Genomic DNA, 23,957 nt, shown 5'->3' with positions numbered 1-23,957 from the left:
CACTTGCTCTTCGCCGTTTCAAATCAGGGGTTTCGCACGCGCACTCCGTAGAAGATCGCCGCGCCGAGGATGATGACGCCCTGCGCGATGAGCTTGCCGGGCTCGTCGATGCCGAGCACCGTCATCACCACGAACAGCAGCGCAAAACACAGCGCCCCGAAGAAAGGCCCCCAGACGCCGCCGTCGCCACGACCGAAGACGACGCCGCCGAGGATCGTTGCCGCGACCGCCAGGATCGGCAGGTCGAGGCCGATACGGACGCTGCCGACGGCGATGGAACCGGTCTGCACCAGGGCGGCGATCGCCGCTATCAGGCCGGCGAGCGTATGCGCCAGGATGACCGTGCGCTGGACCGGCACGCCGGAAAAATGCGCGGCTTCGGCATTCTCCCCGACCGAAGCGACGTAGCGGCCAAAGATGGTCCGCGACAGAAGCAGCCACACCGAAGCGGTCAGCAGGACCCAGAACAGCACCGGCGTCGGAACCGACAGGAATTTCGTGTTGTATAGGTCGTTGAACAGCTTCGGCACATCGCCGGGCGGATTGCCGCTCGACAGGAACTGCACCAGCCCGACCAGGATGATGCTGACCGCCAGCGTGACGATGACCGCCGACACCCGCCGGTTGCCGATCATGAAGCCGTTGAACAGGCCGATGACGAGGCCGGTGGCGAGCGCCAGCACGACGAAGAAAGGCATCGACGCGCCGGGGAAAGTGCCCGACGAGATGAAATAGTTGATGAGCAGGATGATGCCACCGCCAGAGAGGTCGATCGACTTCACCCGCATGACGACGAGCTGCCCCAGCACCAGGATGCCGAGCGGCACGATCTGCCTGACGAAGATGCCCATGATGTTGAGGTTGAGCATGTTCGGCCGCGCGATCCACAGCGTCGCCAGCAGCACGATGAAGACAAAATAGGACGGCGGGATGCGCAGCAGACGCCGGGCGATCGGATTTGCGAGAACGGCGGCCATCGCTCAGAGCCCCATTTTCTTGCGGGATTGCAACCCGACCACCGCCAGCAGGATGCCGCCCTTGATCGCTGTCTGAACAAAGGGCGAGACGTTGGCGAGGTTCATGCCGTTAGCCAGCAGCGCCATGACCAGCGCGCCGATCACTGTGCCGTGCAGGCTGCCGATGCCGCCGGAGAGCTGGGTGCCTCCGAGCGCCACGGCGGTGACGGTATCGAGTTCGAAAAGCAGACCGACATTCGGATCGCCCGACACGATGCGCCCGGCCAGGAAGACACCGGCAGCGGCCGCGAAACAGGAGCAGACCACATAGGCAAGGATAATGTTGCGGCGGTCGGAGACGCCGAAATTGCGGGCAGCGCTTTCGGCGCCGGACGCGATGCCGCCGCCGATCGCAAACAGATGCAGCCCGTACCGGGATCCGTAGAGCAGTTTCCACGCTGCCAGGATCACGATGATGCCCCAGAAAACCGGATAGGGAATGCCGAGGAAACTGCCCGAGACGGCATCGATGACGATCTCCGGCACGGTGCCGCCGGAGACGGGCCGCAGGATGCGCGTGATGCCGAGCACGATGTACTGCGTCGACAGCGTCGCGATGATCGGATGGACGTTGAAGCGGGTGATCGCCATGCCGTTGATCAGCCCGATGAGTGCCGCCAGCACGAAGACCGCCGGGATCAGCACGATCGCCGGCTGGTCGAGCGCCAGCACCGCGGTGGTGAAGCTGATGACCGAGCCGACCGACAGGTCGAGCCCGCCGATGAGCACGACGACGAGCTGTCCTATCGCCGCGATGATCAGCGGCATCGCCTGGGCAACCAGGTTGAAGAGGTTCTCGGCCGTGGCGAACTGCGTCGTCTCGACGGTCAGCCACAGCGAAATGAGCAAGGCGACCAGCAGTGGCAGGCCCCACAGGCCTTGCCGCGTGTTCCGGCCACTCAGGATGTTGAAAAGCGAACGATGCATGGAGGCCCCTAATGCTGGCGCGCGGAGCCGCCCGTCAGGGCCGCGTCGAGGATCTTGTGTTCTGTCGCCTGCGCTGCCGGCATTTCGGCAACGATGGTGTCGTCATGGACGACGTAGATGCGGTCGCAGAGCCCGATCAATTCGATCGTCTCGCGCGACAGCACCAGCACGGCGCCGCCCTTGGCGGTAAAGTCGCGCAGCAGGTGGTAGATCTCGGACTTGGCGCCGATGTCGACGCCGCGGGTCGGCTCCTCGACCAGCAGAAGATCGAGATCGGCGGCCAGGTAGCGGCCGAGCAGAACCTTTTGCTGGTTGCCGCCGGACAGGGAGCCGACCGGCGCGGACGGCCCTGCCGCCTTTATGTTCATGACCTCCATCATGCGAGCGATCACGTTTCGATACGGCCGCGCCGGCGCGAGCTCGGATCGCCTCGAATGCAATCCGATGGCGATGTTGTGGGCGATTGGCAAAGCGAGGAAGAGCCCCTCTTCCTTGCGGTCCTCGGGAACGAAGCCGACCCTCAGCTGCTGCAAATGGCGAACGCCTGATGATGGCGGGAGCGGCATTTTCAGCGCTTTGCCGTTGACGGAAATCGTCCCGGCGGAGGGATGATAGCGGCCGATCAGCGATCTCAGGAAGCGCTGCTGGCCCTGTCCCTCCAGGCCGGCCAGGGCGACGATCTCGCCCTTGTGCAATGTCAGCGACAGCGGCCGCGATGTCTCGGTGATCCTCAGGTTCTCGACGCGCAGGATCTCGTCGCCTTTGTTATCAGTACGATCGGGAAAAAGGTCCTGAAGCTCGCGTCCGACCATCATGGTGATGAGGTCGTCGGTGGTGATCTCGGACACCATTCTGGTGCCGACCAGTGCGCCGTCCTTCAGCACCGTCACCGTGTCGCACAGCTCGAAGATCTCCTCCATGCGATGCGAGATGTAGACGACAGCCTTCCCCTTATCGCGCAGCCGGCGGATGTTGCGGTTGAGCACATCGACATCGGTCGCGTTGAGCGCCGCCGTCGGTTCATCGAGGATGAGCACGCCGGCGTCGGCCTGGATGCAATGCGCGATCTCGACGAATTGCCGCTCGGCTATGGTCAGGTTTGAAACGAGTTGCGACGGGTCGAGCGTGAGGCCGAGTTCGCCAAGCGCCTTGGCGGTCTGGCTGCTCATCACCCGATAATCGATCGAGCCGAACCGGGTCGTCGGCTCCCGGCCCAGAAACATGTTTTCGGCGATCGACAGATTGGGCAGCAGCGAATGCTCCTGGAAAACGGTCGAAATGCCGGCATCGAGTGCGGCTCGCGGCGATTTCAGATCGAGCTTCTCGCCGTTCATGAAGATCTCGCCGGAATCGGGCTGATGCACGCCCGCCAGGATCTTCATCAACGTCGATTTGCCGGCGCCGTTCTCGCCCATCAGGGCGTGGACGCTGCCCGCCTTGAGATCGAGGGAAACGGAATGGAGCGCCTTGCTCCCTCCGAACGCCTTCGAAATGTGGGACATCTCGATAAGATTGGTCACGAAACCCTCGAACGAACCGGATTCGACAGATGGAATGGCCTGCGGGGAATGCTTGTCCACTCCCCGCCAGCCACGGCGCCGTCACTTCTTGCCGTAATATTCCTTGAGCTTGTCTTCTGGCAGTTCGCTCGGCCACCAGACATTGGCGGTGAGGTCGTCGCGATAGTATTTTTTGGCCTTGTCCTGGTCCCATCCGTCGGGATTATAGACATAGCGTTTGTAGAGCTGATTGCCTTCCAGAAGGGCAACGGCGGCGCGCACGCCGGCCGCACCTTGGGCGGGGCTGTATTCCGGCGAGATCGACTTGAACCCGTCCGTGATCCACTGGCCGAAATAGCCATTGTTGCCCTCGCCCGAAATCGGCGGAACGGGCGTGCCAAACTGCTTGAAGACATCGACGCAGGCGCGCGTCATGTCAGCGCCGGACGACCAGATGCCGTCAACCTGTGGGTTGTTCAGATAAAGCGTCTCGCACAGCTTCTTGGCCTTGTCGTACTGCCAGTCACCATGCTCCTCGGCGATGATCTGCACATGGGTGCCTTTAAGTGATTTCAGTAAGCCGTTGTAGCGGTTGGTGTCTTCCGGATGGCCGGCCAGGCCACGCAGGACCCAGATCTTGCCGTTGTCGCCGACGGTCTTGACCAGCCAGTCGCCCATCACCTTGCCGAAATGCTCGGCGCCGCCCTGGATTTCGGTGGTGTAGGCGTCGGAATCGATGCGGCCGGTGTGAAGGATGATCGGGATGCCGGCGGCGACCGCCTTGGCGATGCTGGCATTGGCCGATGTGCTGGTCACCGGCTGAACGATGATCGCGTCGACATGCTGCGCGATCAGGTCCTCGATGTCGGCCACCTGCTTTTTCTGGTCGAAGCCGGCATCGAGCAGGATGAATTTCGAGATGCGCTTGTCCTTGGCCGCGGCGTTCTCCGCCTCATGCGCCACCTGTACTGTCCAGGTGTTGGCGTTGACGCCGAAGTCGCTCATGCCGATGACCCAGGGCGGGTCCTTCTTGAACGCACCGGCCGCGGTCATGCGCGTGTCGTCGGGGCGCGGCGCCACGCCGTCCATCAGCTTGATGTCTTCCGCATGCGCCAGCGACGTCACGGCAAGCGTGGACGCAACGAGCATCCCCAAGCCGACGGTTTTCAGCAATCCTAACATTAAACTCTCCTCCTTGTGGTTGCCCCGGCCTACGAATTCGTATGGCCGGCCGTACGAATGCGTACGGCCATGAGACGCTCTCCCAATGCATGCTCGTTGTCGCAAACCGACCGATGCACGCAATTCTCCCGCCCCCGAACACATGCGTGCCGAAGCCCAATTCCTGCTGGACGATGATGACGGTCGAGAACTCCTCCGGGCACTTTAGAAGCACAGCGGATTCGCCCTGTCAATAGTTAGTCATGTTGAATGACTATTCCCTTGCTTGCCTTTCATCGCTCCTCTATCCATCATGATTGGCGCTCGCCGGCTTCGGCGCGCTGTCAGTCCCGGCGGGAAAAACATGCGATCAGTCTTGTGCTACGGCGACTCCAACACGCACGGCCAGATCCCCGGCAGGGGGCCGCTCGAGCGTTATGGGCCGGGTGAACGCTGGCCGGGCATATTGCGTTCTCAGCTAGGCCCCGACTGGTATGTCATCGAGGAAGGATTGAGCGGCCGCACCACCGTCCACGACGACCCGATCGAGGGCGCCCACAAAAACGGCAGAACCTATCTTCGCCCCTGCCTGCAGAGCCATGCGACGCTCGACCTCGTCATCATCATGCTCGGCACTAACGATTTGAAGATCCGCTTCAACAAGCCGCCGTCGGAAGTGGCGATGGGGATCGGCTGCCTCGTCTACGACATCAAGGAGCTGGCGCCTGGGCCAGGCGGCTCGACGCCCGAGATCATGATCGTGGCGCCGCCGCCGATGCAGGACGACGTCAAGGAATGGAAGTCCATCTTCGCCGGTGCGCCGGAGAAATCGCGCCTGCTCGCGCTCGAGTTCGAGGTTCTAGCGGACTCGCTCGAACTCCACTTTTTCGATGCCGGCTCGGTGGTCTCGTGCAGCGAAGCGGACGGCTTTCACATCGATGCCCAGGCGCACAGATTGCTGGGCACCGCACTTGCCCGCGCGGTCGATGCCATCGGCTGGAGCCGCTCGACATGAGCAACACTACAGCCACCGGGCAACGAGCTCTAACCGACGGGGCGACCCTTGCCTGACATGAGGTTCGCACCACCCAATCCCTTGCGCATCGCCGATCGTGCGAGCGGGCTGAATGCATTGAGCGTGCGCAGCTACAATGAGCGGCTGGTGCTGTCGCTGCTGCTTCAGAACGAGGGCATTTCGCGGATGGAAATCGGCGAAAAGACCGGCCTGTCGGCGCAGACGGCCTCGGTCATCGTCCGCTCGCTCGAACAGGAAGGCCTGGTCTCGCAGGGCGAGGCGCAGCGCGGCCGCGTCGGTCCGCCCACCATCCCGCTTTCGCTCAACCCGGAGGGCGCCTATGCGGTTGGCGTCGGCTTCAGCCGCCGCAGGATCGACATCGCACTCATCGATTTCATCGGCACCGTGCGCTTCCACACGCAATTGCCGGCGGATGAAGCCAATCCCTTTCCCCAAAGCAGCGATCTGTTCGGCGCGATCAGGCAAGCCATGACCAGCCTGCCGGTCGAGGCGCGCAGCCGGGTTGCCGGCATCGGCCTGGCCGTTCCCGACGATGTCGACACGATGGCTGCAACCCGCAACGGATCGAGCACCTCGCTGAAAGCCTTGCAGGGGGAGATCGAGGAACAGATCAAGCTGCCGGTTTTCGTGCAGAACGACATCACCGCGGCGGCCGGCGGCGAGAGCATGTTCGGCGTCGCCAAGCCGCTCAACGACTATTTGTTCTTCTATCTGGGAGCACGGCTGCAGAGCAGGCTCATCCTCAACCACCAGATCTACAAGGGAAACTCCAGCGCCAGCTTCGATCATGGCCTTGTGCGCCTGGAGAGCGAACTGACCAAGCGCCGGCGCCCGTCCGAAATCATCTGGAGCAGCAGCCCCGAGTGGCCTGACCTTGGCGAGGCCTACAGCGAATGGCTAGGGGAATGCTCCAACCGCCTGAAAGCCTCTATTTCCGCACTGACCCAGTTTGTCGAATTCAGGACGGTCGTCCTGTCCAGCTACGCGCCGCAGAAGATCGCCAAGGCCTTGTGCGCCGACATCGGCCGGGAATTCCCCGGCATCGAAGCGCTGCCCGCGCGGGTCAGCATCAGCCCGAAGGCCGTCGGCGCGGCAAGCCTGCCATTCAGTTCGCGCTTCATGATCCAGTGATCGAGCCGAACCGGCGTTGCCGGTCGGCCGATTACGGGCTCTCTGCAGGTCCATCGATGATTTTCAAATGACAAGGCGATTCCGCTTGCCAGGACGCCTCACTTAATAGCATGTTAAGTGAACCCTGAGATCGCCATGAAAATCGCTGCGGATCACGCACTCAACGACAATGCCGCAACCAGCGCCGAAGCGCGCCGCTCGACGGTATTGGGCGATCGCATCAAGGCCTATCGCACCACGCGGCGCCTGACGCTGCGCCAGCTCGGCGACATGATCGGCACCACCGCCAGCTTCCTGAGCCAGCTCGAGCGCGGCCTTTCGGGTGCCAACACCAGCACGCTGATGCTGATCGCCAACGCGCTCGGCATCAGCCTCGCCGATCTTTTCGACGAACGCGAGGTGTCGCCGCACGCGGTGCTGACACGCGCCGAGCGGCCGGCGCTGCCGACCAGCGAGGGCTACCGCAAGACGCTGCTGTCGCGCCGGCCGATCCGCGAGATGGAAGTCTATTGCGGCGAGTTCGCCGTCGGCGGCTCCACCGGCGACGTGCCCTACACGCATGGCAACGCGAGCGAGATGTTCCTCGTGCTGCGCGGACGCGTGCAACTGACGCTCGGCGACGAGAGCTTCACCCTCGAAGAGGGGGACAGCATCGAATATTCGACCTCGACGCCGCACCGGACGATCAATGTCGGCGATGCGGTGGCCGAAGTGCTGTGGATCATCGCACCGCCGACAAGCGGCGCCGTCGACCTCGACCAATATGTATCCCGGAAAACGCTCGCGCCCGGTCTGCCAAAATCAAACAGCGAGCCATCGGAGGGTTAGAAAATGGGAAGCAGATCAAGATTGGCCGGGTTTTTCGGCGCCGCCGCACTGGCATTGCTTGCGGCCGCCGCTCACGCGCAGAACGCGCCGCCGGCCGGGACCGTGGTGGACGGGTCGCTGAAGGGCAAGACGCTGACCTTCGTCTCGTATGGCGGCATCTACCAGGACGGCCAGGTTGCCGCGCTTAAGGAATTCGTCGACAAGAGCGGCGTCAAGCTTTTGAACGACGGACCGACCGAAATCGCCAAGCTTCAGGCGCAGGTCGAATCAGGCAATGTGACCTGGGATGTCGTCGACACGGATGATTTTCCGCCCTTCGTGCATTGCGGAAAACTGTTCCAAAAACTCGATCTGACCAAGCTCGACATCTCGCACATCCCGCCCGGACAGGTCGGCGAGTGCAGCGTGCCGGCGATGAATTACGGCATGGTCCTGATGTACAAGAACGACACGTACAAGGACAATCCGCCAAAGGACTGGAAGGATTTCTTCGACACCGCGAAATTCCCCGGCACCCGCGCCATCGACGGCAGCGGCAGCCCGCTCGGCGGCCTGATCGAACAGGCCATCCTGGCCGACGGCGGCAAGGTCGACGCCATGACGCCTGCCGATATCGACAAGGGCATCGCCAAGATCAAGGCGATCGGCCCCGACACGATCTTCTGGAAGACCGGCGCAGAATCCCAGCAGCTTGCCGAATCCGGCGAGGCCGACATGATCATCATGTGGACCGGCCGCGCCATGACGGCGGTCAAGAATGGCGCTGCCTATACGCCGGTGTGGAAGGACTGGCTGGTCGTCATGGATCAGCTGACCATCCCGGTCGGCGCCAAGGACCCCGATGCCTCCTACGCGCTGATCAACGCCTATCTCGGCAAGAAGTCGCAGGAGATCCTGACCGAGCAGACCTCCTACTCGCCGATCAACAACGAGGCACAGCCAAAGGTCGACACGTCCGTCGCCGCCTTCCTGACCAACACGCCAGACCACGCCAAGCTCGGCTATCAGCAGAACATCAAGTTCTGGGTCGCCAACTTCGCCGCTGCGTCCGACAAGTGGACGGCGCTGATGGCCGGCAACTGAGCCGGCTACCACTGAGGTGACGGCGTGAGCCAGACATCGCATACGCCGACGGCCGGGGGTGATCATCCCCGGCCGTCAGGTGCCGTGCAGGGGCCGCAGCGGCGCCTGCGCCTTGCCGCCTATCCGTCGCTGCTGGCGATGCCGGCCCTGCTCCTGCTTATCGCGGCTATGGGCTATCCCTTGCTGACCGTCACGCTGCGCAGTTTTTCGGACCCGGCCTGGGGCCTGCAGAACTACGTCTGGTTCTTCTCCACGCCGGTGAACGTCACCGTCCTGTGGCGCACCTTTTCCATCGCCGCCTGGGTCACCATCGTCTGCGTCATCGCCGCCTATCCCTACGCCTATCTCATGACGGCGGTCGGGCCGCGCCTGCGGCTGGTCCTCATCCTGTGCGTGCTGGTGCCGTTCTGGGTCAGCGGCGTGGTGCGCACCCTGGCCTGGGTCATCCTTTTGCAGGATTCCGGCATCATCAATTCGGTCATCAGGCTGCTCGGCTTTGACGGTGTGAAGCTGATCCGCACGCAGACCGGAGTCGTCATCGGCATGGCGCAGGTGCTGCTGCCGTTCATGATCCTGCCGCTCTATTCGGTCATGCGCGGCATCGATTTGCGCCTCGTGCAGGCGGCGCGCAGCCTCGGCGCGCGGCCCGCACGTGCCTTCCTGCAGATCTATCTGCCGCTGTCGCTGCCCGGCGTCTTTGCCGGCGCCATCATCGTCTTCATCCTGTCGCTCAGCTTCTACATCACACCGGCCCTGCTCGGCGGCCCGCGCAGCACCATGCTGTCGACGCTGGTGCAGAGCCAGGTGCTCAGCCTGCTCAACTGGGGCCGCGGCGGGGCCATGGGCGGCGTGCTGCTGGTCGCGACCTTCGTGCTTCTGGCACTCGCCGCCCCGCTGATGCGCCAGCGCCACAAGCAGGCGTCCAGATCATGAGACAAACGCCGTTCCGCATTCTGCTCGGCCTGTTCTGCCTGCTGGTCGCCGTCTGGCTGGTCATGCCGACGCTGGTCATCATCCCGATGTCGTTCAACGAGAAGAAGTCGCTTGCCTTCCCGCCGTCCGGCTTCTCCTGGCAGTGGTACGCGAATTTCTTCACCAATCCCGATTGGCTGTCGAGCTTCTTCAATTCGCTGAGGGTCGCGGGCCTCGTCGCCGTTGCCGCCACGCTGATCGGCACGCTGGCGTCGCTTGGCCTCAGCCGCATGAAACATTCCGGCGCCGGCCTGCTGCGCGCTATCCTGATCACGCCGATGATCGTGCCCGGCGTGGTGCTGGCGATCGGCATCTATGCCGTTTACCTCGACTACCAGCTTGTCGGCACCACCACCGGCTTCGTCATCGCGCACACGATGCTGGCGATCCCCTTCGTCATCATCGCCGTATCGGCAAGCCTCGAAGTCTTCGACGTGCGGCTGGAAACGGCGGCGGCCAGCCTCGGCGCCAACCGCTTCACCACATTCCGCACCGTGACCTTGCCGCTGATCGCGCCCGGTATCCTGTCCGGGCTTTTGTTTGCCTTCGTCACCTCCTTCGATGAAATCATCGTCGCGCTGTTCATCACCAGTCCCTACCTCAAGACCTTGCCGGTGCAGATCTTCACCAGCATCACCCGCGACGCCGACCCGACGGTGACGGCCGTCGGAACCATCATCTTCATTGCCACGACGCTGATCATCAGCGCCGGGCTGATCATCAGCTCGAAATCGACGAGGAGTTGAGATGACTGCGAGGGAACGTGGCGCGGCCATCGACATCAAGGGCGCAACCAAGCGTTACGGCAATTTCACCGCGCTCGACGATGTCAGCCTGCATATCGAGCCGGGCGAGTTCATGACGCTGCTGGGGCCCAGCGGCTCCGGCAAGACGACCACGCTCAACGTCGTTGCGGGCTTCACCGACCTCACCGCAGGCGATCTTGCCGTCGGCGGCAAGAGCATCGTCGCCCTGCCGGCGCACAAGCGCAACATCGGCGTCGTCTTCCAGCACTACGCGCTGTTTCCGCACATGACGGTCGGCAAGAACGTCGCCTATCCCCTCACCTTGCGCGGCATGGACAAGCAGGCGCGCGACCGTCTCGTCGTACGAGCACTGGACATGGTCAAGATGGCCGATTTCGCGCATCGCTATCCCTCCGAACTTTCCGGCGGCCAGCAGCAGCGCGTGGCGCTGGCGCGTGCCATCGTCTTCGATCCGCCGCTGCTGTTGATGGACGAACCGCTCGGCGCGCTCGACAAGAAACTGCGCGAATGGCTGCAGCTGGAGATCAAGCGGATCCACCGCGAACTCGGCACCACCTTCGTCTATGTGACGCACGACCAGGAAGAAGCGCTGGTGCTCTCCGACCGCATCGCTGTGTTCAATCAGGGCCGCATCGAACAGGTCGGAACCGGCCGCCAGCTCTACGACGAGCCGACGACCTTGTTCGTGGCGAAGTTCATCGGCGAATCGACCAGTTTGCGCGGCGAGGCCCAGGCGTCCGGAGACCAGACCAGCCTGACGATCGCCGGCCAGAAGATCGTGGCCTACGGCAAGCTCGCCGGCGGCCGCAAACCGGTGGTCCTGCTGCGGCCGGAGAAGCTGTCGCTTGCCGGCACCAACACGCCTCCCGCCGCCGGGCAGAACAGCCTCACTGGTGAGGTCAGCGAAGCGATCTATCTGGGGTCGGGTTCGAAATACCAGGTGACGCTTCGCGACGGCTCGGTCGCCATCGTGCGCTCGTCGCTGGAAGCCACACCGTTCTCGATTGGTGACACGGTCGATCTGCGCTGGTCCGTCGTCGATGCAAAACTTCTTGCCGACGACGACCGCGCCGACATGACGATGACCTGACCGCTTTTCCCCGCAGGGTTTTTAGACATGGACGCCAAAGTCAACGGCAACGTCTCGTTCTGGTATGCCGACATCGGTCTGCCGGCCTACCGCGCGCCGCTTCCAGGTGATCTCGAAGCCGATGTCTGCATCGTCGGCGCCGGCTACACCGGCTTGTGGACGGCTTATTATCTGAAGAAGGCCGATCCTTCGATCCGCATCGCCATCGTCGAGAGGGAGTTCGCCGGCTTCGGCGCGTCGGGCCGAAATGGCGGCTGGCTGTCCGGCGGCTTCAGCTGGTCGCGCGAAAAATATCTGCAGACCTCGACGCGCGGCGCCGTCATCGACATGGAAACCGCCATGCATGGCACGGTCGACGAAGTGATCGCGGTGACCGAGACCGAAGGCATCGATGCCGACATCCGCCGGGTCGACAATCTGACGGTCGCCACCAACCCGCCGCAGCTCGAACGGATCAAGGCCGCCTATGCCGATGCGATCGGCTGGAGCGTGCCGAGCGAGCGTGTCAGCCTGATCGGTCAGGAAGAGGCCAGAGCCCGCATCAACATCAGAAATGTGCTTGGCGGCTATATCCACCACGGCACCGCGCGCGTGCAGCCGGCCAAGCTGGTGCGCGGCCTGTCCGAAGCCGTCGAACGCATTGGCGTGCCGATCTACGAGCAGACCACCGTGACCGGCATCGAGAAGGGCAAGGTCACGACGAGCCGCGGCACCGTGCGCGCGCCAATCATCATCCGTGCCACGGAAGGGTTCACGGCCGGCATACCAGGCAATGAGCGGCTCTGGCTGCCGCTCAACAGCGCGCAGATCATCACCGAGCCGCTGCCGCAATCGCTATGGGACGAGATCGGCTGGGAGGGCCATGAGCTTCTCGGCGACGCCGCGCACGCCTATTGCTATGCACAGCGCACCAGGGAAGGCCGCATCACCATGGGCGGACGCGGCGTGCCCTACCGCTACGGCTCGCAGACCGACGTGCGCGGCCAGACGCAGCAGGCGACGATCGAAAGCCTGCACGCGATCCTCATCCGCCTTCTGCCACAGACAGCCAAGCTTCGCATCGACCACGCCTGGTGCGGCGTGCTGGGCGTGCCTCGCGACTGGTGCACGACGGCCGGTCTCGACCCTGAGACCGGCATCGGCTGGGCCGGCGGCTATGTCGGGCTCGGCGTATCCAGTTCCAACCTGTCGGGCCGCACGCTGCGCGACCTCATCCTGCGGCGCGACACCGAACTGACCCGACTGCCCTGGGTCAACCGCCAGGTCAGCAAGTGGGAGCCCGAGCCGATGCGCTGGCTCGGAGTCCACTCAATGTATCAACTCTATCGCGTCGCCGACGAACGCGAGGAGGCCGGCCTCCAGCACACGTCGAAACTCGCCGCGATCGCCGACCGCATCACCGGGCATTGAGCCTCGGAGCGACTCCAAAACTTTCTGCTTTTTCAGTGCCTGCCCGGAGACTGCCATGACCGATTTCCAGACCTTCGCCCATCTCGCCTCGATCGATCTCGGCGAGCCCGAGCCCAAGCCGACCTCGATCAGCGGCAATCAGTTCGAAGCAGCGAAGACGCTGTGGACCTCGCCCGACGGCACGCTGGAAGTCGGCGTCTGGGAGTGCACGCCGGGCCGCTTCACCGCATCGCGCGACAGCAATTCCGAAACGTGCCACATCGTGTCAGGCCGGGCCTCGCTGCATGGTCCCGATGGCCGCAGCAAGGACGTCGGCGCCGGAGAGATGCTGGTGCTGCCGAAAGGCTGGAAAGGCGAATGGACGATCCACGAGAAGACGCGCAAGCTCTATATCCTGCACTTCGAGGCGTGAGCCGACGTCCGCTTTGGCCGAAGCCTCCCCAACTTCGTCATCCTAGGGCGAAGCAGGAGCGAAGCTCCGTCGCGGAGACCCTGGGATCCATTCCGTGACAGCCATCGAGGAATGCAGCGGAACAGAATTCTGCACCGCTGCAGCGCTTTGAGGTCGCGGCATGTATCCCTTGGGCTGCGGAGCAGCTCCAAGGGTCTGCGCCGCGTCGCTACGCTCCTTGCTCCGCCCGTGGATGACGAAGCGATGGGCGCTACTCGTCGTCCAAACCGCCGGCCGTCGGCTTGCCTTCTATCGCCTGCCGCAAGGCGTCGTTGATGCGGTCCTGCCAGCCCGGCCCATCCTCCTGGAAGTGGTCCAGCACGGCGCGGTCGATCCGGATCGAAACAAGCTCCCTGGCGCCTGGAGCGGCCGGCGGCTCGCGCACCGGAGCGGCCGGCTTCTTCACCGGTTTGAAAGCCGCCTCGGCGGCCTCCATCGGATTTGTCGGTCGGCGCGGGGGATTTGCCATTGGGATGACCCTGACTGAGACGATTCGTGCGCAGCACGCTTGCGCCACCATAGCCCAACCAGCGCCGTCGCGCAGGCCCATTTGGTTGGGACAATCACTCGGCTGCTTGAAGACTCTGCGCCTCGATGATGACCCTGATCTCGGCGCGGCAGGAGCCGCAATTCGTGCCGGCATGCAGGGCAGCGCCGATTGCCGCGACGCTGCCGCAGCCGCGGCGCACCGCTTCGACGATCTGGTTGGCGCCGACGCCGAAACAGGAGCAGACAATGGCGCCGCGATCGACGTCGACCCCGCCCGGCCGTCCGGCCACGATCGCCAGCCTTCCGCGCCGGTCGACATGATCGGCACTTAACTGTTCCGCCGCCCAGCCGCGCGACACGGCGACCGGGCCGGGCGCGACGAACAAGGCGCCTGACAGTTGATCGCCGTCGAAGGCGGCGATGCGATGCTGGCCGGCGTCGCAGTCATGATAGGCGAGCATTTCCGCACCCGGTGACGCGCCGAACAGTGACCCGGCAAAGCCGGCCCAGTCGATGTCGTCTTCGGCAAAGGCAAGCTCGACCCGCCAGCCGCCCTTGCATTTGGCCACGGCCCAATAGGCCGCGGCATCGGGCGACGGCCTATGCCGCGTCACCGCAAAGCCGAAGGCTTTTGCGGCGAATTTCTCGATGCGGGCGGCGACATGTTTCAGCGCCGGCTGGCCGGAAATGGGATCGGTCAGCGGCGCGGTCAGCGTGTCGAGCCGGCCCTTTGCCGAGAACTGATCGGTCCAGTGCATCGGCGCAAACAGGCTGCCCCGGCGCTGGCGTATCGTCACCAGCGCGCGGACCAGCACGTCACCGCGCGGGCTGGAAACGCGCACGATGTCGGCGTCACCGATGCCGAAGCGCTGCGCATCCACCGGGTGGATCTCGACGAAGGGCTCGGCGATGTGCTGCGAAAGCCGCGGGCTTTTGCCGGTCCGCGTCATGGTGTGCCAATGGTCGCGGATACGGCCGGTGTTGAGGATCAGCGGATAGTCGGGACTGGTGCGGACTTCCGTGGTCGGGCGGATGGCGATGAAGCGCGCCTTGCGATCGGGTGTGTAGAAATTGCCGTCGGCGAAGAAGCGAACCTGGAGCCCAGTCGTGCCGACCCCTTCTGGCCTGCCGGCCATCTCCCCCTCGAGGGGGGAGACTAGCAGCTTTGTCACCGGCGCTTCTTCCGCAGCGTTGGCGATTGGCGAAAGCCGAGCGGCAGGCTGATCTCCCCCCTTGAGGGGGAGATGGCCGGCAGGCCAGAAGGGGTCGGCACGACCGGGCGCCGGCCACTGGAACGGCTCAAGCGTTGCGTAGGTCTCGCCATCAACTCCGCCGTAGACGCCAATATCGAAATCCCGCGCACCATCATTCTCGAACCCCGACAGCGCGGCATGCTCGGCAAAAACCTCCCCTGGCGACGCATACGAAAACGCCCCGCCAAACCCCATCCGCTTGCCCACCTCGGCGACAATCCACCAGTCGGGCCTTGCCTCGCCGGGCAGCTCCAAAAACGCGCGCTGGCGCGACACACGGCGTTCGGAATTGGTGACGGTGCCATCCTTCTCGCCCCAGGCGGCGGCGGGCAGCCGGACATGGGCATGGCGGACGGTGTCGGTCCGGGCCAGCACGTCCGACACCACGACGAAGGGGCACGCCTTGATCGCCGCTTCGACGGCATCGGCGTCCGGCATCGAATCGACCGGGTTGGTGGCCATGATCCACAGCGCCTTGATGCGCCCGTCAGCCAGCGCCTGGAACATCTCGACTGCCTTCAGGCCCGGCTTTTGCGCGATATCAGGCGCGCTCCAGAAGCGCTGCACGCGGTCGCGATGGTCGGGGTTTTCGATCTCCATATGGGCGGCGAGCATATTGGCCATGCCGCCGACCTCGCGGCCGCCCATGGCGTTGGGCTGGCCCGTCACCGAAAACGGCCCTGCTCCGGGTTTGCCGATGCGGCCGGTGGCGAGATGGCAGTTGATGATTGCGTTGACCTTGTCGGTGCCGGATGACGACTGGTTCACACCCTGGCTGTAAACCGTCACCGTTTTCGCCGTCGCCGCAAACAGGCTGTAGAAACGGCCAAGCTCGTCCTCGCTCAGGCCGGTGGCGGCGGCGACGCCGGCCAGGTCGAGCGCGGAGGCCGCGAAAAGCGCTTGCCCGAAGCCGGTCGTGTGCGTCGTGATGTAGGCGCGGTCGAGCGCATTGTGCTGGCCGAGATAAGCGAGCAGGCCCGTGAACAAAGCGACGTCGCCATCGGGCGCGATCGCCAGATGCATGTCGGCGATGTCAGCGGTCATGGTGCGACGCGGGTCGACCAGGACGATCTTCACCTCCGGCCGCTTTTCCCGGGCAGCCGCGATGCGCTGGTAGAGCACCGGATGGCACCAGGCGAGGTTGGAGCCGACCAGCACGATCAGGTCGGCCAGCTCCAGATCCTCATAGGTTCCCGGCACGGTGTCGGAGCCGAAAGCGCGGCGGTGGCCGGCGACCGAGGAGGCCATGCACAGGCGCGAATTGGTGTCGATGTTGGCCGAGCCGACAAAACCCTTCATCAGTTTGTTGGCGACATAATAGTCCTCGGTCAGCAACTGGCCGGAGACATAGAAGGCGACCGCATCGGGCCCATGCTCGGCGATGGTCTGCGAGAAGGTCGAAGCGACCAGGTCGAGCGCCTCGTCCCAGCCGGCGCGGCGGCCATGGATCTCCGGATGAAGCAGCCTGCCGTCGAGGTCGATGGTCTCGGCCAGTGCCGAGCCCTTGGAGCAGAGCCGGCCGAAATTGGCCGGGTGGTCGGGGTCGCCACGCACGGACACCTGCCCGTCCGCGGCGACCTTCGCCAGCACGCCGCAGCCCACCCCGCAATAGGGGCAGGTGGTCCTCACCTCGCGCGCTTCGTCGATCTCCATTGGTCAGGCCGCGCGGCTGGCCAGCGCTTCCAGCGCAATGAACAGATGCTCGCCTTCGACCCGCACCGGAATGGTGCGCACCGCGCCCTCGTCGGCGCCGAGCGCCTTGCCCGTCTCCAGCGAAATCACCCAATTGTGTAAGGGACAGGTCACCGACGTCCCGTGCACGATGCCCTGGCTGAGCGGCCCGCCTCTGTGCGGGCAATGGTCGTCGATGGCGTAGACCTGATCGTCGGCGGTGCGGAAGACGGCGATCTTGCCTTCCGGGGTGGCGACGCAGCGCGCGCCGCGGCGGGGGATGTCGGCGATGGAGCCGATGGCGATCCAGTTCATGATTGTCACTCCGCCGCCTGCGCAAACCCGACAGAGGCCATCGGCCGGAATTCGTGCTTGTCCTTGCCGGAAACGCGTTCCGACCACGGATCGACCTGGGCGAATTTCTGGCTGAAGACGAAGCGGTCGTAATAAGCCTTGCGCTTCTCGCCATCGTCCATGATCTGACGCTTGATCTCGGGGATGCCGATGCGTTTGGCCCATTTGTAGATGCGCTCGAGATAGCGACCCTGCTCGCGATACATCTGCGTCAGCGCCACGATATGCTCCAGCGCCTCATCCTCGGTCTTGACCAGGCCGAGCACCTCGGTGCCCTTGATGTCGAGCCCGGCCGCCCCGGCAAAATGGATTTCGTAGCCGGAGTCGACGCAGATGACGCCAACATCCTTGCAGGTCGCTTCGGCGCAGTTGCGCGGACAGCCCGACACGGCCATCTTGACCTTGGCCGGCGTCCACGAGCCCCACATGAATTTTTCGATGCGGACGCCGAAGCCCGTCGAATCCTGCGTGCCGAAGCGGCACCAGTCCGAGCCGACGCAGGTCTTCACCGTGCGCAACCCCTTGGCATAGGCGTGGCCGGAGACGAAGCCGGCCTGGCCGAGATCGGCCCATACCGCCGGCAGGTCTTCCTTGCGGATGCCGAGCATGTCGATGCGCTGGCCGCCGGTGACCTTGACCATCGGGATTTCGAACTTGTCGACGACGTCGGCGATGGCGCGCAGCTCTGCCGCGTTGGTGACGCCGCCCCACATGCGCGGCACCACCGAATAGGTGCCGTCCTTCTGGATGTTGGCGTGTACGCGCTCGTTGATGAAGCGCGACTGGTAGTCGTCGGCGTAGTCGTCCGGCCAGTCGCAGACGAGATAATAGTTGAGCGCCGGCCGGCATTTGGCGCAGCCGCAGGAGGTCGTCCACTCCAGTTCCTGCATGACGGCGGGAATGGTCTTCAGGCCCTTGGCGATGATCAGCCGGCGCACCTCGTCATGGCCGAGCGTCGTGCAGCCGCACATCGGCTGCACCGCCGCCGGATTGTATTTGTCGCCGATGGTCAGCACCATCAGCTTCTCGACCAGCCCGGTGCAGGAGCCGCAGGAGGCTGACGCCTTGGTGTGGGCGCGCACGTCGTCGAGCGAGGTCAGGCCCTTCCCCGTAATCGCGCCAGTGATCTTTCCCTTGCAAACGCCGTTGCAGCCGCAGATTTCCGCATCATCCGGCAAGGCTGCAACGGCCGCCATAGGGTCCAGCGGGGCACCCCCCTGGTAGGACTGGCCGAAGATGAGCGTGTCGCGCATTTCGGAAATATCGGTCTGCTTCTTCTTGAGGTCGTTGAACCAGGCTCCATCAGCCGTCTCGCCATAGAGCACAGTACCGATGATGCGGTCGTCCTTCAGGACAAGGCGCTTGTAGACGCCGGCGGCCGCATCGCGCAGCACGATCTCCTGGCGGTCCTCGCCCTCGGCGAAGTCGCCGAGCGAGAACAGGTCGATGCCGGTGACCTTGAGCTTGGTCGGCGTGTCCATATGGACGAAGGCCGCCGCTTCGTTGCCGGCAAGCTGGCTGGCTGTAACGCGCGCCATCTCGTAGAGCGGCACGACGAGGCCATAGACCTGGCCGTTGACCTCGGCACATTCGCCGAGCGCGTAAATGTCGGGATCGTTGCTGCGCATTCCGGCGTCGACGACGATGCCCCTGTTGACTGCGATGCCGGCCTGTTTCGCTAGCGCCGAATTCGGCCTGATGCCGACGGCCATCACCACAAGCGTTGCTGGGATAATGGTGCCGTCAGCAAGCTCCACCTGCCCGACCTTGCCGTTGCCTGTGATCGCCTGTGTGTTAGCCTTGGTGATCACCTTGATGCCGCGCTGCTCCACGGCACGCTGCAGCAGATAGCCGGCCGCGGGATCGAGCTGGCGCTCCATCAGCGTCGGCATGACATGCAGCACGGTGACGTCCATGCCTTGCGCGTTCAGCCCTGCTGCCGCCTCCAGCCCGAGCAGGCCGCCGCCGATGACCACCGCCTTGGCCCGCGACTGGGCGGCGAGCATCATCGCCTGCACATCGTCGAGGTCGCGATAGGTCAGCACGCCCGGCAGATCATGGCCCGGCACCGGAATGATGAACGGCACCGAGCCGGTGGCGATGACGAGCTTGTCGTAGGGTTCGGTGACGCCATGATCTGACGTGACGGTCTTCGCTGACCGGTCGATGGTGACGATCTTGTGGCCCTTGTAGAGGGTGATGTTGTTGGCGATGTACCAGCCGTCGCCGTGGATGATGATCTCCTCATAGGCTTTCTCGCCCGACAGAACCGGCGACAGCATGATGCGGTCGTAATTGACGCGGGGCTCGGCGTTGAAGATGGTGACGGTGTAGCGGCCCGGCGCCTGTTCCAGCAGGTGCTCGAGCATGCGCCCGGGGGCCATGCCATTGCCGATGATGACAAGTCTTTCGCTCATGGTGCTACTCCGCGGCTTCGACGAAGCGGTGGCGTTCGTAGAGGAACTTCAGCACCGCCTCGCGGCAGCGCAGGAAGGTCCGGTCGGAAGAGAGTTCGACGCGCCGGCGCGGCCGCGCCAGCGGCACGGGAAGCACTTCGCCGATGGTTGCCGCCGGGCCATTGGTCATCATGACGATGCGGTCGGAAAGCAGCACCGCCTCGTCGACATCGTGGGTGATCATGATCGTCGTCGAGCCGAGCCTGGAGTGGATGTCCATCACCGCGTCCTGCAGATGGGCGCGCGTCAGCGCATCGAGCGCGCCGAACGGCTCGTCGAGCAGCAGGATCTTCGGCTCCATGGCCAGCGCCCGGGCGATGCCGACGCGCTGCTTCATGCCGCCCGATATTTCTGCCGGGCGTTTATCCTTGGCATGCGCCATCTGCACGAGGTCAAGATTGCGCATGATCCAGTCATGCCGCTCGGCCTTGCTCTTCGAACGACCGAAGACCTTCGACACCGCCAGATTGATGTTTTCGTAGACGGTCAGCCACGGCAAAAGGCTGTGGTTCTGGAACACCACGGCGCGTTCCGGTCCTGGGCTGTCGACCTCCTTGTCCTCGAGCAGCACGGCGCCGGCGGACACCTTGGTCAGCCCGGCGATCAGATTGAGCAAGGTCGACTTGCCACAGCCGGAATGGCCGATGATGGAGACGAATTCGCCGTTGTCGATGGTCAGCCTGATGTCCTTCAACACCTCGCTGACCTGGGCACCACGCGTGAAGGATTTGTCGATATGGTCGAGCTTCAGATAGGCCGTCATCGCCCCTCTCCTCACTTTGCCGTTGTGCCGCGGGTGACGAAGGCGCCGACCGCCGCGACCAGACGGTCGAGGCAGAAGCCGGTGACGCCGATATAGGCGAGCGCGACGATGATGTCGGGCAGCCGCGACGAGTTCCACGCGTCCCAGATGAAGAAGCCGATGCCGACGCCGCCGGTCAGCATTTCGGCGGCGACGATGGCAAGCCAGGACAGGCCGATGCCGATCCTCAGGCCGGTAAAGATGTAAGGCGCGGCGGCCGGCACCATGATCTTCACGAAGAACTCGAACTGGTTGAGCCGCAGGATGCGCGAGACGTTGCGATAATCCTCTGGGATGTTACGCACGCCAACCGCAGTGTTGATGATGATTGGCCAGATCGACGTGATGAAGATGACGAAGATCGCCGACGGGCTGGAATCGCGGAACGCCGCCAGCGACAGCGGCAGCCAGGCCAGCGGCGGCACCGTGCGCAGGATCTGGAACACTGGGTCGAGGCCGCGCATCGCCCAGATCGACTGGCCGACCAGCGCGCCGAGCGCGACGCCGACCACCGCCGCCAGGCCGAAGCCGATGGCAACACGCTGCAGCGAGATCAGCACGCGCCATGCCAGACCGATATCCTGCGGGCCATTGTCGAAGAACGGATGCGCGATCAAATCGTAGGCCTCGTTCCACACCTGGGTCGGCGGCGGCAGGCTTGATGTCGGCGACGAACAGGCGATCTGCCAGACGACCAGCATCAGCGCGATCACGATGATGGGCGGCACCAGCGCGCTTGCCAGTTTGCCGGCGATGGCTAGCGGCTCGAAGCGACGCCGTGCCTTGGCAGTGAAGGCGATGACCTCCGCCGGCTTGGCAGGAAAGGCCTTCACCTTGGTGTCCTCGATAGTCTGGATCGACATGTCTGGGGAAAACTCCGTGGGGCAGATAATTCGAGCGACAAACGGCGCAATGTGCCGTTTGCGCAGGGGTTCAGGCCGATGCCTTGATCTTCAGGCTATCGAGATAGGCGGACGGGTTGGCCGGATCGAAGATCTTGCCGTCGAAGAAGGTCTCGACGCCGCGCGACGACGACGCCGGAACGTCGGCAGCCGCAACGCCGAGATCCTTGGCCGCCTCGCGCCACAGATCCTCGCGGTTGACCTGATCGACCAGCGCCTTGATGTCGGTGGTCGGCGCGAACTTGCCCCAACGGATGTTCTCGGCGAGGAACCACGTATCGTGGCTCTTGAACGGATAGGAGACGCCGCCCTTCCAGAACTTCATGGAAAGATCGGTGCCGTTGGCGACGCGGCCATTGCCGTAGTTGATGTCGCCCTTGAGGCGGCCGATGATGTCGGCGACGGGCACGTTCATCCATTGCCGCTTGCCGATGATGGCGGCCATCTCGTCCTTGTTGTCGCTGGCCTCGCACCATTGCTGGGCTTCCATGACGGCCATCAGGATCGCCTTGGTGGCGTTCGGGTTTTTCTCGATGAATTCGGCACGCAGGCCGAGCGCCTTTTCCGGATGGCCCTTCCACAATTCGCCCGTCGTGGCGGCGGTGAAGCCGACGCCCTGATGGACGAGCTGCTCGTTCCACGGCTCGCCGACGCAGAACACGTCCATGTTGCCGACCTTCATGTTGGCCACCATCTGCGGCGGCGGCACGACGATGGTCGAGACGTCTTTGTCGGGATCGATGCCACCGGCCGCCAGCCAGTAGCGCAGCCACAAATCATGCGTGCCGCCCGGGAAGGTCATGGCGGCCTTGATTTCCTTGCCAGCCGCTTTCTTGGCGGCAAAAGCGTCTTTCAGCTTCGAGGCGTCGAGACCGACACCGGTGCCGGCATATTCCTGGGCGACCGAAATGCCTTGGCAGTCGTAGTTGAGCCGCGCCACGATCGCCATCGGCATCGGCTGGTTGTTCTGCGTCACCTTGCCCGTGTGCATGAGGTAAGGCAGCGGCGTCAGGATATGGGCGCCGTCGATGCCGTTGGCCGCGCCGCCGAGCATCAGATTGTCGCGTGTCGCACCCCAGGAGGCCTGCTTGAGCACCTCGACATCGGGCATGCCAAACTTGGCGAACAGCCCCTTCTCCTTGGCGATCATCAGCGGTGCCGCATCGGTGAGGGCAATGAAGCCGAGCTTGGCCCCGGTGACCTCCGGAGTGGCGGTCGCAGCATAGGCGCCGGAAGGGAAGAGCTTGCGGGCCGCCACGAACAGGCCGGCCGTCATCGCGCTGCTGACGAGAAAATCGCGGCGCGTCATGTCCTTGAGGGTCGTTCCAGTCCTGATCCGTTTCGTCATCGTCGTCTCCGGTTGGGCGCGGCTTGGGATCCGCGTCGTCGATTGCGTGTTGATCAAAACAAAAAAGCCGCCAGCCAGGTCTTCGCGTCCGGGTGACCGGGAGCGCGCATTAACCTGAGCGGCAGCTTTGCCTGTGGCGCCCGTCGTTGGACGCCTGTTCCGTGACCCGCGAAGGGCCTGTCTATTTCAAAGCAGGAACCGTGCCAGTTTTGAGAGAGGTGAAAAAGATCAATTAAATCAGCAACCCGCGCCGATCGCGGACGCACCGGGTCGTATAGCCGGAAGGCCAAAGATTGTTCATTCGGGCAATCGCGCGCACAATTTTTGTGCAATGCACAAGAATGACGCGGAAATGATCAGGCTTCCGCGCGAGCCGATTTCTGGCCGGTAATGTACGCGTCGACCTCGTCCGGATCGAAGATCTGGCCGTCGAAGAAACCGTCCGGACCGAGCACAAGGCCGGCGCCTGTCGCGCCGACTGCGGTGGCAACTTGGAGCGCACCCTCGACTTTCGAATTGGCGCCGGGAAGCGCCACACCAAGCGGCTTCAGAGCCGAACGGTAGAGGTCGGGCCGGTAGCAGTTGCGGGCGATGGCAAGGTTTTCCGGCGTGTGCGCCACGTGCCCCCAGCGCACCATCTGCGTGTAGAACCACAGCGCATGGCTCTTCCATGGAAAGTTCGCTGCCTTGTCGAACGGGAGGAAGAAGTCGTCGATGGTCCGCTCCGCGCCGCCGCCCAGTCGGAGATGACCGGTCAGGATCGGCATCTGCACGGCCGGCGGCAGGCCGAGAAAGCCGGCCTGCGCCATCACAGCTGCCAATTCGCCACGGTTGGCCGGATCCTGGCACCAGCGCGCCGAGTGATGCAGCGCACGCAGCAGCGCCGCCAGTGCCTCGGGGTTTTCGTCTGCCCACGCCTTGCGCACGCCGATCACCTTCTCCGGGCTGTTACGCCATATCCGCGCCTTGACGGTGACGATATGCCCGGTGCCGGCGGCAACCGCAGCACTGTTCCAAGGTTCGCCTGCGCAGTACCCGTCGATGCGGCCGGTGGCCAGCGCATCCGCCATGAAGGGCGGCGGCACGATGACGATCTCGATTTCGCGCCCCGGATCGATGCCGCAGGCGGCGAGCCAGTAGCGGAGTTCGTAATTGTGCCCGGAATGCGGATGCACCACGGCGAAGCGCAGCGGGTCGCCACCGGCCGCAGCGCGCTCGCGAATGAGCGCGCGCAACGCCGCACCGGCGCGCGCCGGATCAAGATCGGCTTCGGCGCCGTGCGCCACCATTCCGGCCCAGACGGTGTTGGAG

Annotated in this window: 21 protein-coding genes; 9 read left to right on the top strand and 12 right to left on the bottom strand. The window is 64.2% G+C overall.

From position 1 onward, the window contains the following. Window positions 1-23 precede the first annotated feature (23 nt). The 4 genes from EOB59_RS15900 to EOB59_RS15885 form a co-directional block, all read right to left on the bottom strand. Window positions 24-977 carry an ABC transporter permease gene (locus tag EOB59_RS15900; protein WP_127272456.1) on the bottom strand — a complete coding sequence of 318 codons (954 nt, stop codon included), beginning with the start codon at window positions 975-977 and terminating at the stop codon, window positions 24-26. Between the two features lie 3 nt (window positions 978-980). Beyond that, window positions 981-1,943 (bottom strand): ABC transporter permease, encoded by a 963-nt coding sequence (locus EOB59_RS15895; RefSeq protein ID WP_127382428.1) that lies wholly within the window; start codon window positions 1,941-1,943, stop codon window positions 981-983. An 8-nt stretch (window positions 1,944-1,951) separates the two neighbouring features. Next, window positions 1,952-3,463 carry a sugar ABC transporter ATP-binding protein gene (locus EOB59_RS15890; RefSeq protein ID WP_128288773.1) on the bottom strand — a complete coding sequence of 504 codons (1,512 nt, stop codon included), beginning with the start codon at window positions 3,461-3,463 and terminating at the stop codon, window positions 1,952-1,954. Window positions 3,464-3,544: 81 nt separating this feature from the next. Then, window positions 3,545-4,624, bottom strand: a complete 1,080-nt coding sequence (locus EOB59_RS15885) for a substrate-binding domain-containing protein (protein ID WP_128288769.1) — start codon at window positions 4,622-4,624, stop codon at window positions 3,545-3,547. A gap of 343 nt (window positions 4,625-4,967) precedes the next feature. Between EOB59_RS15885 and EOB59_RS15880 the strand changes: the two genes are divergently transcribed. The 9 genes from EOB59_RS15880 to EOB59_RS15840 all read left to right on the top strand — a co-directional run bounded on the left by EOB59_RS15880 (window position 4,968) and on the right by EOB59_RS15840 (window position 13,332). After that, on the top strand, window positions 4,968-5,618 hold the full coding sequence (locus tag EOB59_RS15880) for an SGNH/GDSL hydrolase family protein (protein ID WP_128288768.1): 651 nt from the start codon (window positions 4,968-4,970) through the stop codon (window positions 5,616-5,618). 57 nt (window positions 5,619-5,675) lie between these two features. Further along, window positions 5,676-6,770, top strand: coding sequence for an ROK family transcriptional regulator (locus EOB59_RS15875; protein ID WP_127326628.1), 1,095 nt, complete (start codon window positions 5,676-5,678; stop codon window positions 6,768-6,770). 135 nt (window positions 6,771-6,905) lie between these two features. Then, entirely contained in the window at window positions 6,906-7,598 is a 693-nt protein-coding gene (locus EOB59_RS15870; protein ID WP_127396173.1) for an XRE family transcriptional regulator, read from the top strand. Between the two features lie 3 nt (window positions 7,599-7,601). Beyond that, on the top strand, window positions 7,602-8,681 hold the full coding sequence (locus tag EOB59_RS15865; protein ID WP_127396174.1) for an extracellular solute-binding protein: 1,080 nt from the start codon (window positions 7,602-7,604) through the stop codon (window positions 8,679-8,681). 24 nt (window positions 8,682-8,705) lie between these two features. After that, complete coding sequence (locus tag EOB59_RS15860) at window positions 8,706-9,614, top strand: ABC transporter permease (protein ID WP_128288767.1); 909 nt, start codon at window positions 8,706-8,708, stop codon at window positions 9,612-9,614. Next, a complete protein-coding gene (locus tag EOB59_RS15855) occupies window positions 9,611-10,399 on the top strand; it encodes an ABC transporter permease (RefSeq protein ID WP_023809409.1) in 789 nt (262 codons plus the stop codon). The genes EOB59_RS15860 and EOB59_RS15855 overlap by 4 nt, the downstream gene beginning before the upstream one ends. A 1-nt stretch (window position 10,400) precedes the next feature. Further along, window positions 10,401-11,510 carry an ABC transporter ATP-binding protein gene (locus tag EOB59_RS15850; protein ID WP_127267128.1) on the top strand — a complete coding sequence of 370 codons (1,110 nt, stop codon included), beginning with the start codon at window positions 10,401-10,403 and terminating at the stop codon, window positions 11,508-11,510. A gap of 27 nt (window positions 11,511-11,537) precedes the next feature. Beyond that, on the top strand, window positions 11,538-12,920 hold the full coding sequence (locus EOB59_RS15845; RefSeq protein WP_127326488.1) for an FAD-binding oxidoreductase: 1,383 nt from the start codon (window positions 11,538-11,540) through the stop codon (window positions 12,918-12,920). Window positions 12,921-12,975: 55 nt separating this feature from the next. Next, window positions 12,976-13,332 (top strand): cupin domain-containing protein, encoded by a 357-nt coding sequence (locus tag EOB59_RS15840; protein ID WP_127397290.1) that lies wholly within the window; start codon window positions 12,976-12,978, stop codon window positions 13,330-13,332. A 250-nt stretch (window positions 13,333-13,582) separates the two neighbouring features. Here EOB59_RS15840 and EOB59_RS15835 read toward each other — a convergent pair whose 3' ends face one another. The 8 genes from EOB59_RS15835 to EOB59_RS15800 form a co-directional block, all read right to left on the bottom strand. Then, a complete protein-coding gene (locus EOB59_RS15835; protein WP_128288766.1) occupies window positions 13,583-13,840 on the bottom strand; it encodes a BrnA antitoxin family protein in 258 nt (85 codons plus the stop codon). Window positions 13,841-13,934: 94 nt separating this feature from the next. Then, window positions 13,935-16,766: a nitrate reductase gene (locus EOB59_RS15830; protein WP_128288765.1), complete on the bottom strand. Its 2,832-nt coding sequence runs from the start codon at window positions 16,764-16,766 to the stop codon at window positions 13,935-13,937. A 3-nt stretch (window positions 16,767-16,769) separates the two neighbouring features. Next, the gene (nirD, locus tag EOB59_RS15825; RefSeq protein WP_127398695.1) at window positions 16,770-17,099 is read right to left on the bottom strand and encodes a nitrite reductase small subunit NirD; all 330 of its coding nucleotides are present in this window, start codon (window positions 17,097-17,099) and stop codon (window positions 16,770-16,772) included. A 5-nt stretch (window positions 17,100-17,104) separates the two neighbouring features. Beyond that, window positions 17,105-19,555, bottom strand: coding sequence for a nitrite reductase large subunit NirB (nirB, locus tag EOB59_RS15820; RefSeq protein ID WP_128288764.1), 2,451 nt, complete (start codon window positions 19,553-19,555; stop codon window positions 17,105-17,107). A gap of 4 nt (window positions 19,556-19,559) precedes the next feature. Further along, window positions 19,560-20,357 (bottom strand): ABC transporter ATP-binding protein, encoded by a 798-nt coding sequence (locus EOB59_RS15815; protein WP_127396612.1) that lies wholly within the window; start codon window positions 20,355-20,357, stop codon window positions 19,560-19,562. An 11-nt stretch (window positions 20,358-20,368) separates the two neighbouring features. After that, window positions 20,369-21,259, bottom strand: a complete 891-nt coding sequence (ntrB, locus tag EOB59_RS15810) for a nitrate ABC transporter permease (protein WP_127326483.1) — start codon at window positions 21,257-21,259, stop codon at window positions 20,369-20,371. Between the two features lie 70 nt (window positions 21,260-21,329). Further along, entirely contained in the window at window positions 21,330-22,646 is a 1,317-nt protein-coding gene (locus EOB59_RS15805) for a CmpA/NrtA family ABC transporter substrate-binding protein (RefSeq protein WP_127396611.1), read from the bottom strand. A gap of 356 nt (window positions 22,647-23,002) precedes the next feature. After that, window positions 23,003-23,957 (bottom strand): ABC transporter substrate-binding protein (locus EOB59_RS15800; protein WP_245486648.1); only part of this gene is annotated, 955 nt, incomplete at its 5' end.

Origin of the sequence: Mesorhizobium sp. M7A.F.Ca.MR.176.00.0.0, assembly GCF_004023165.1 — a bacterium.
Taxonomy (GTDB): domain Bacteria; phylum Pseudomonadota; class Alphaproteobacteria; order Rhizobiales; family Rhizobiaceae; genus Mesorhizobium.
The sequence above is the reverse complement of the archived record's forward strand: the minus strand, read 5'-3'. Positions and strand labels throughout refer to the sequence as shown.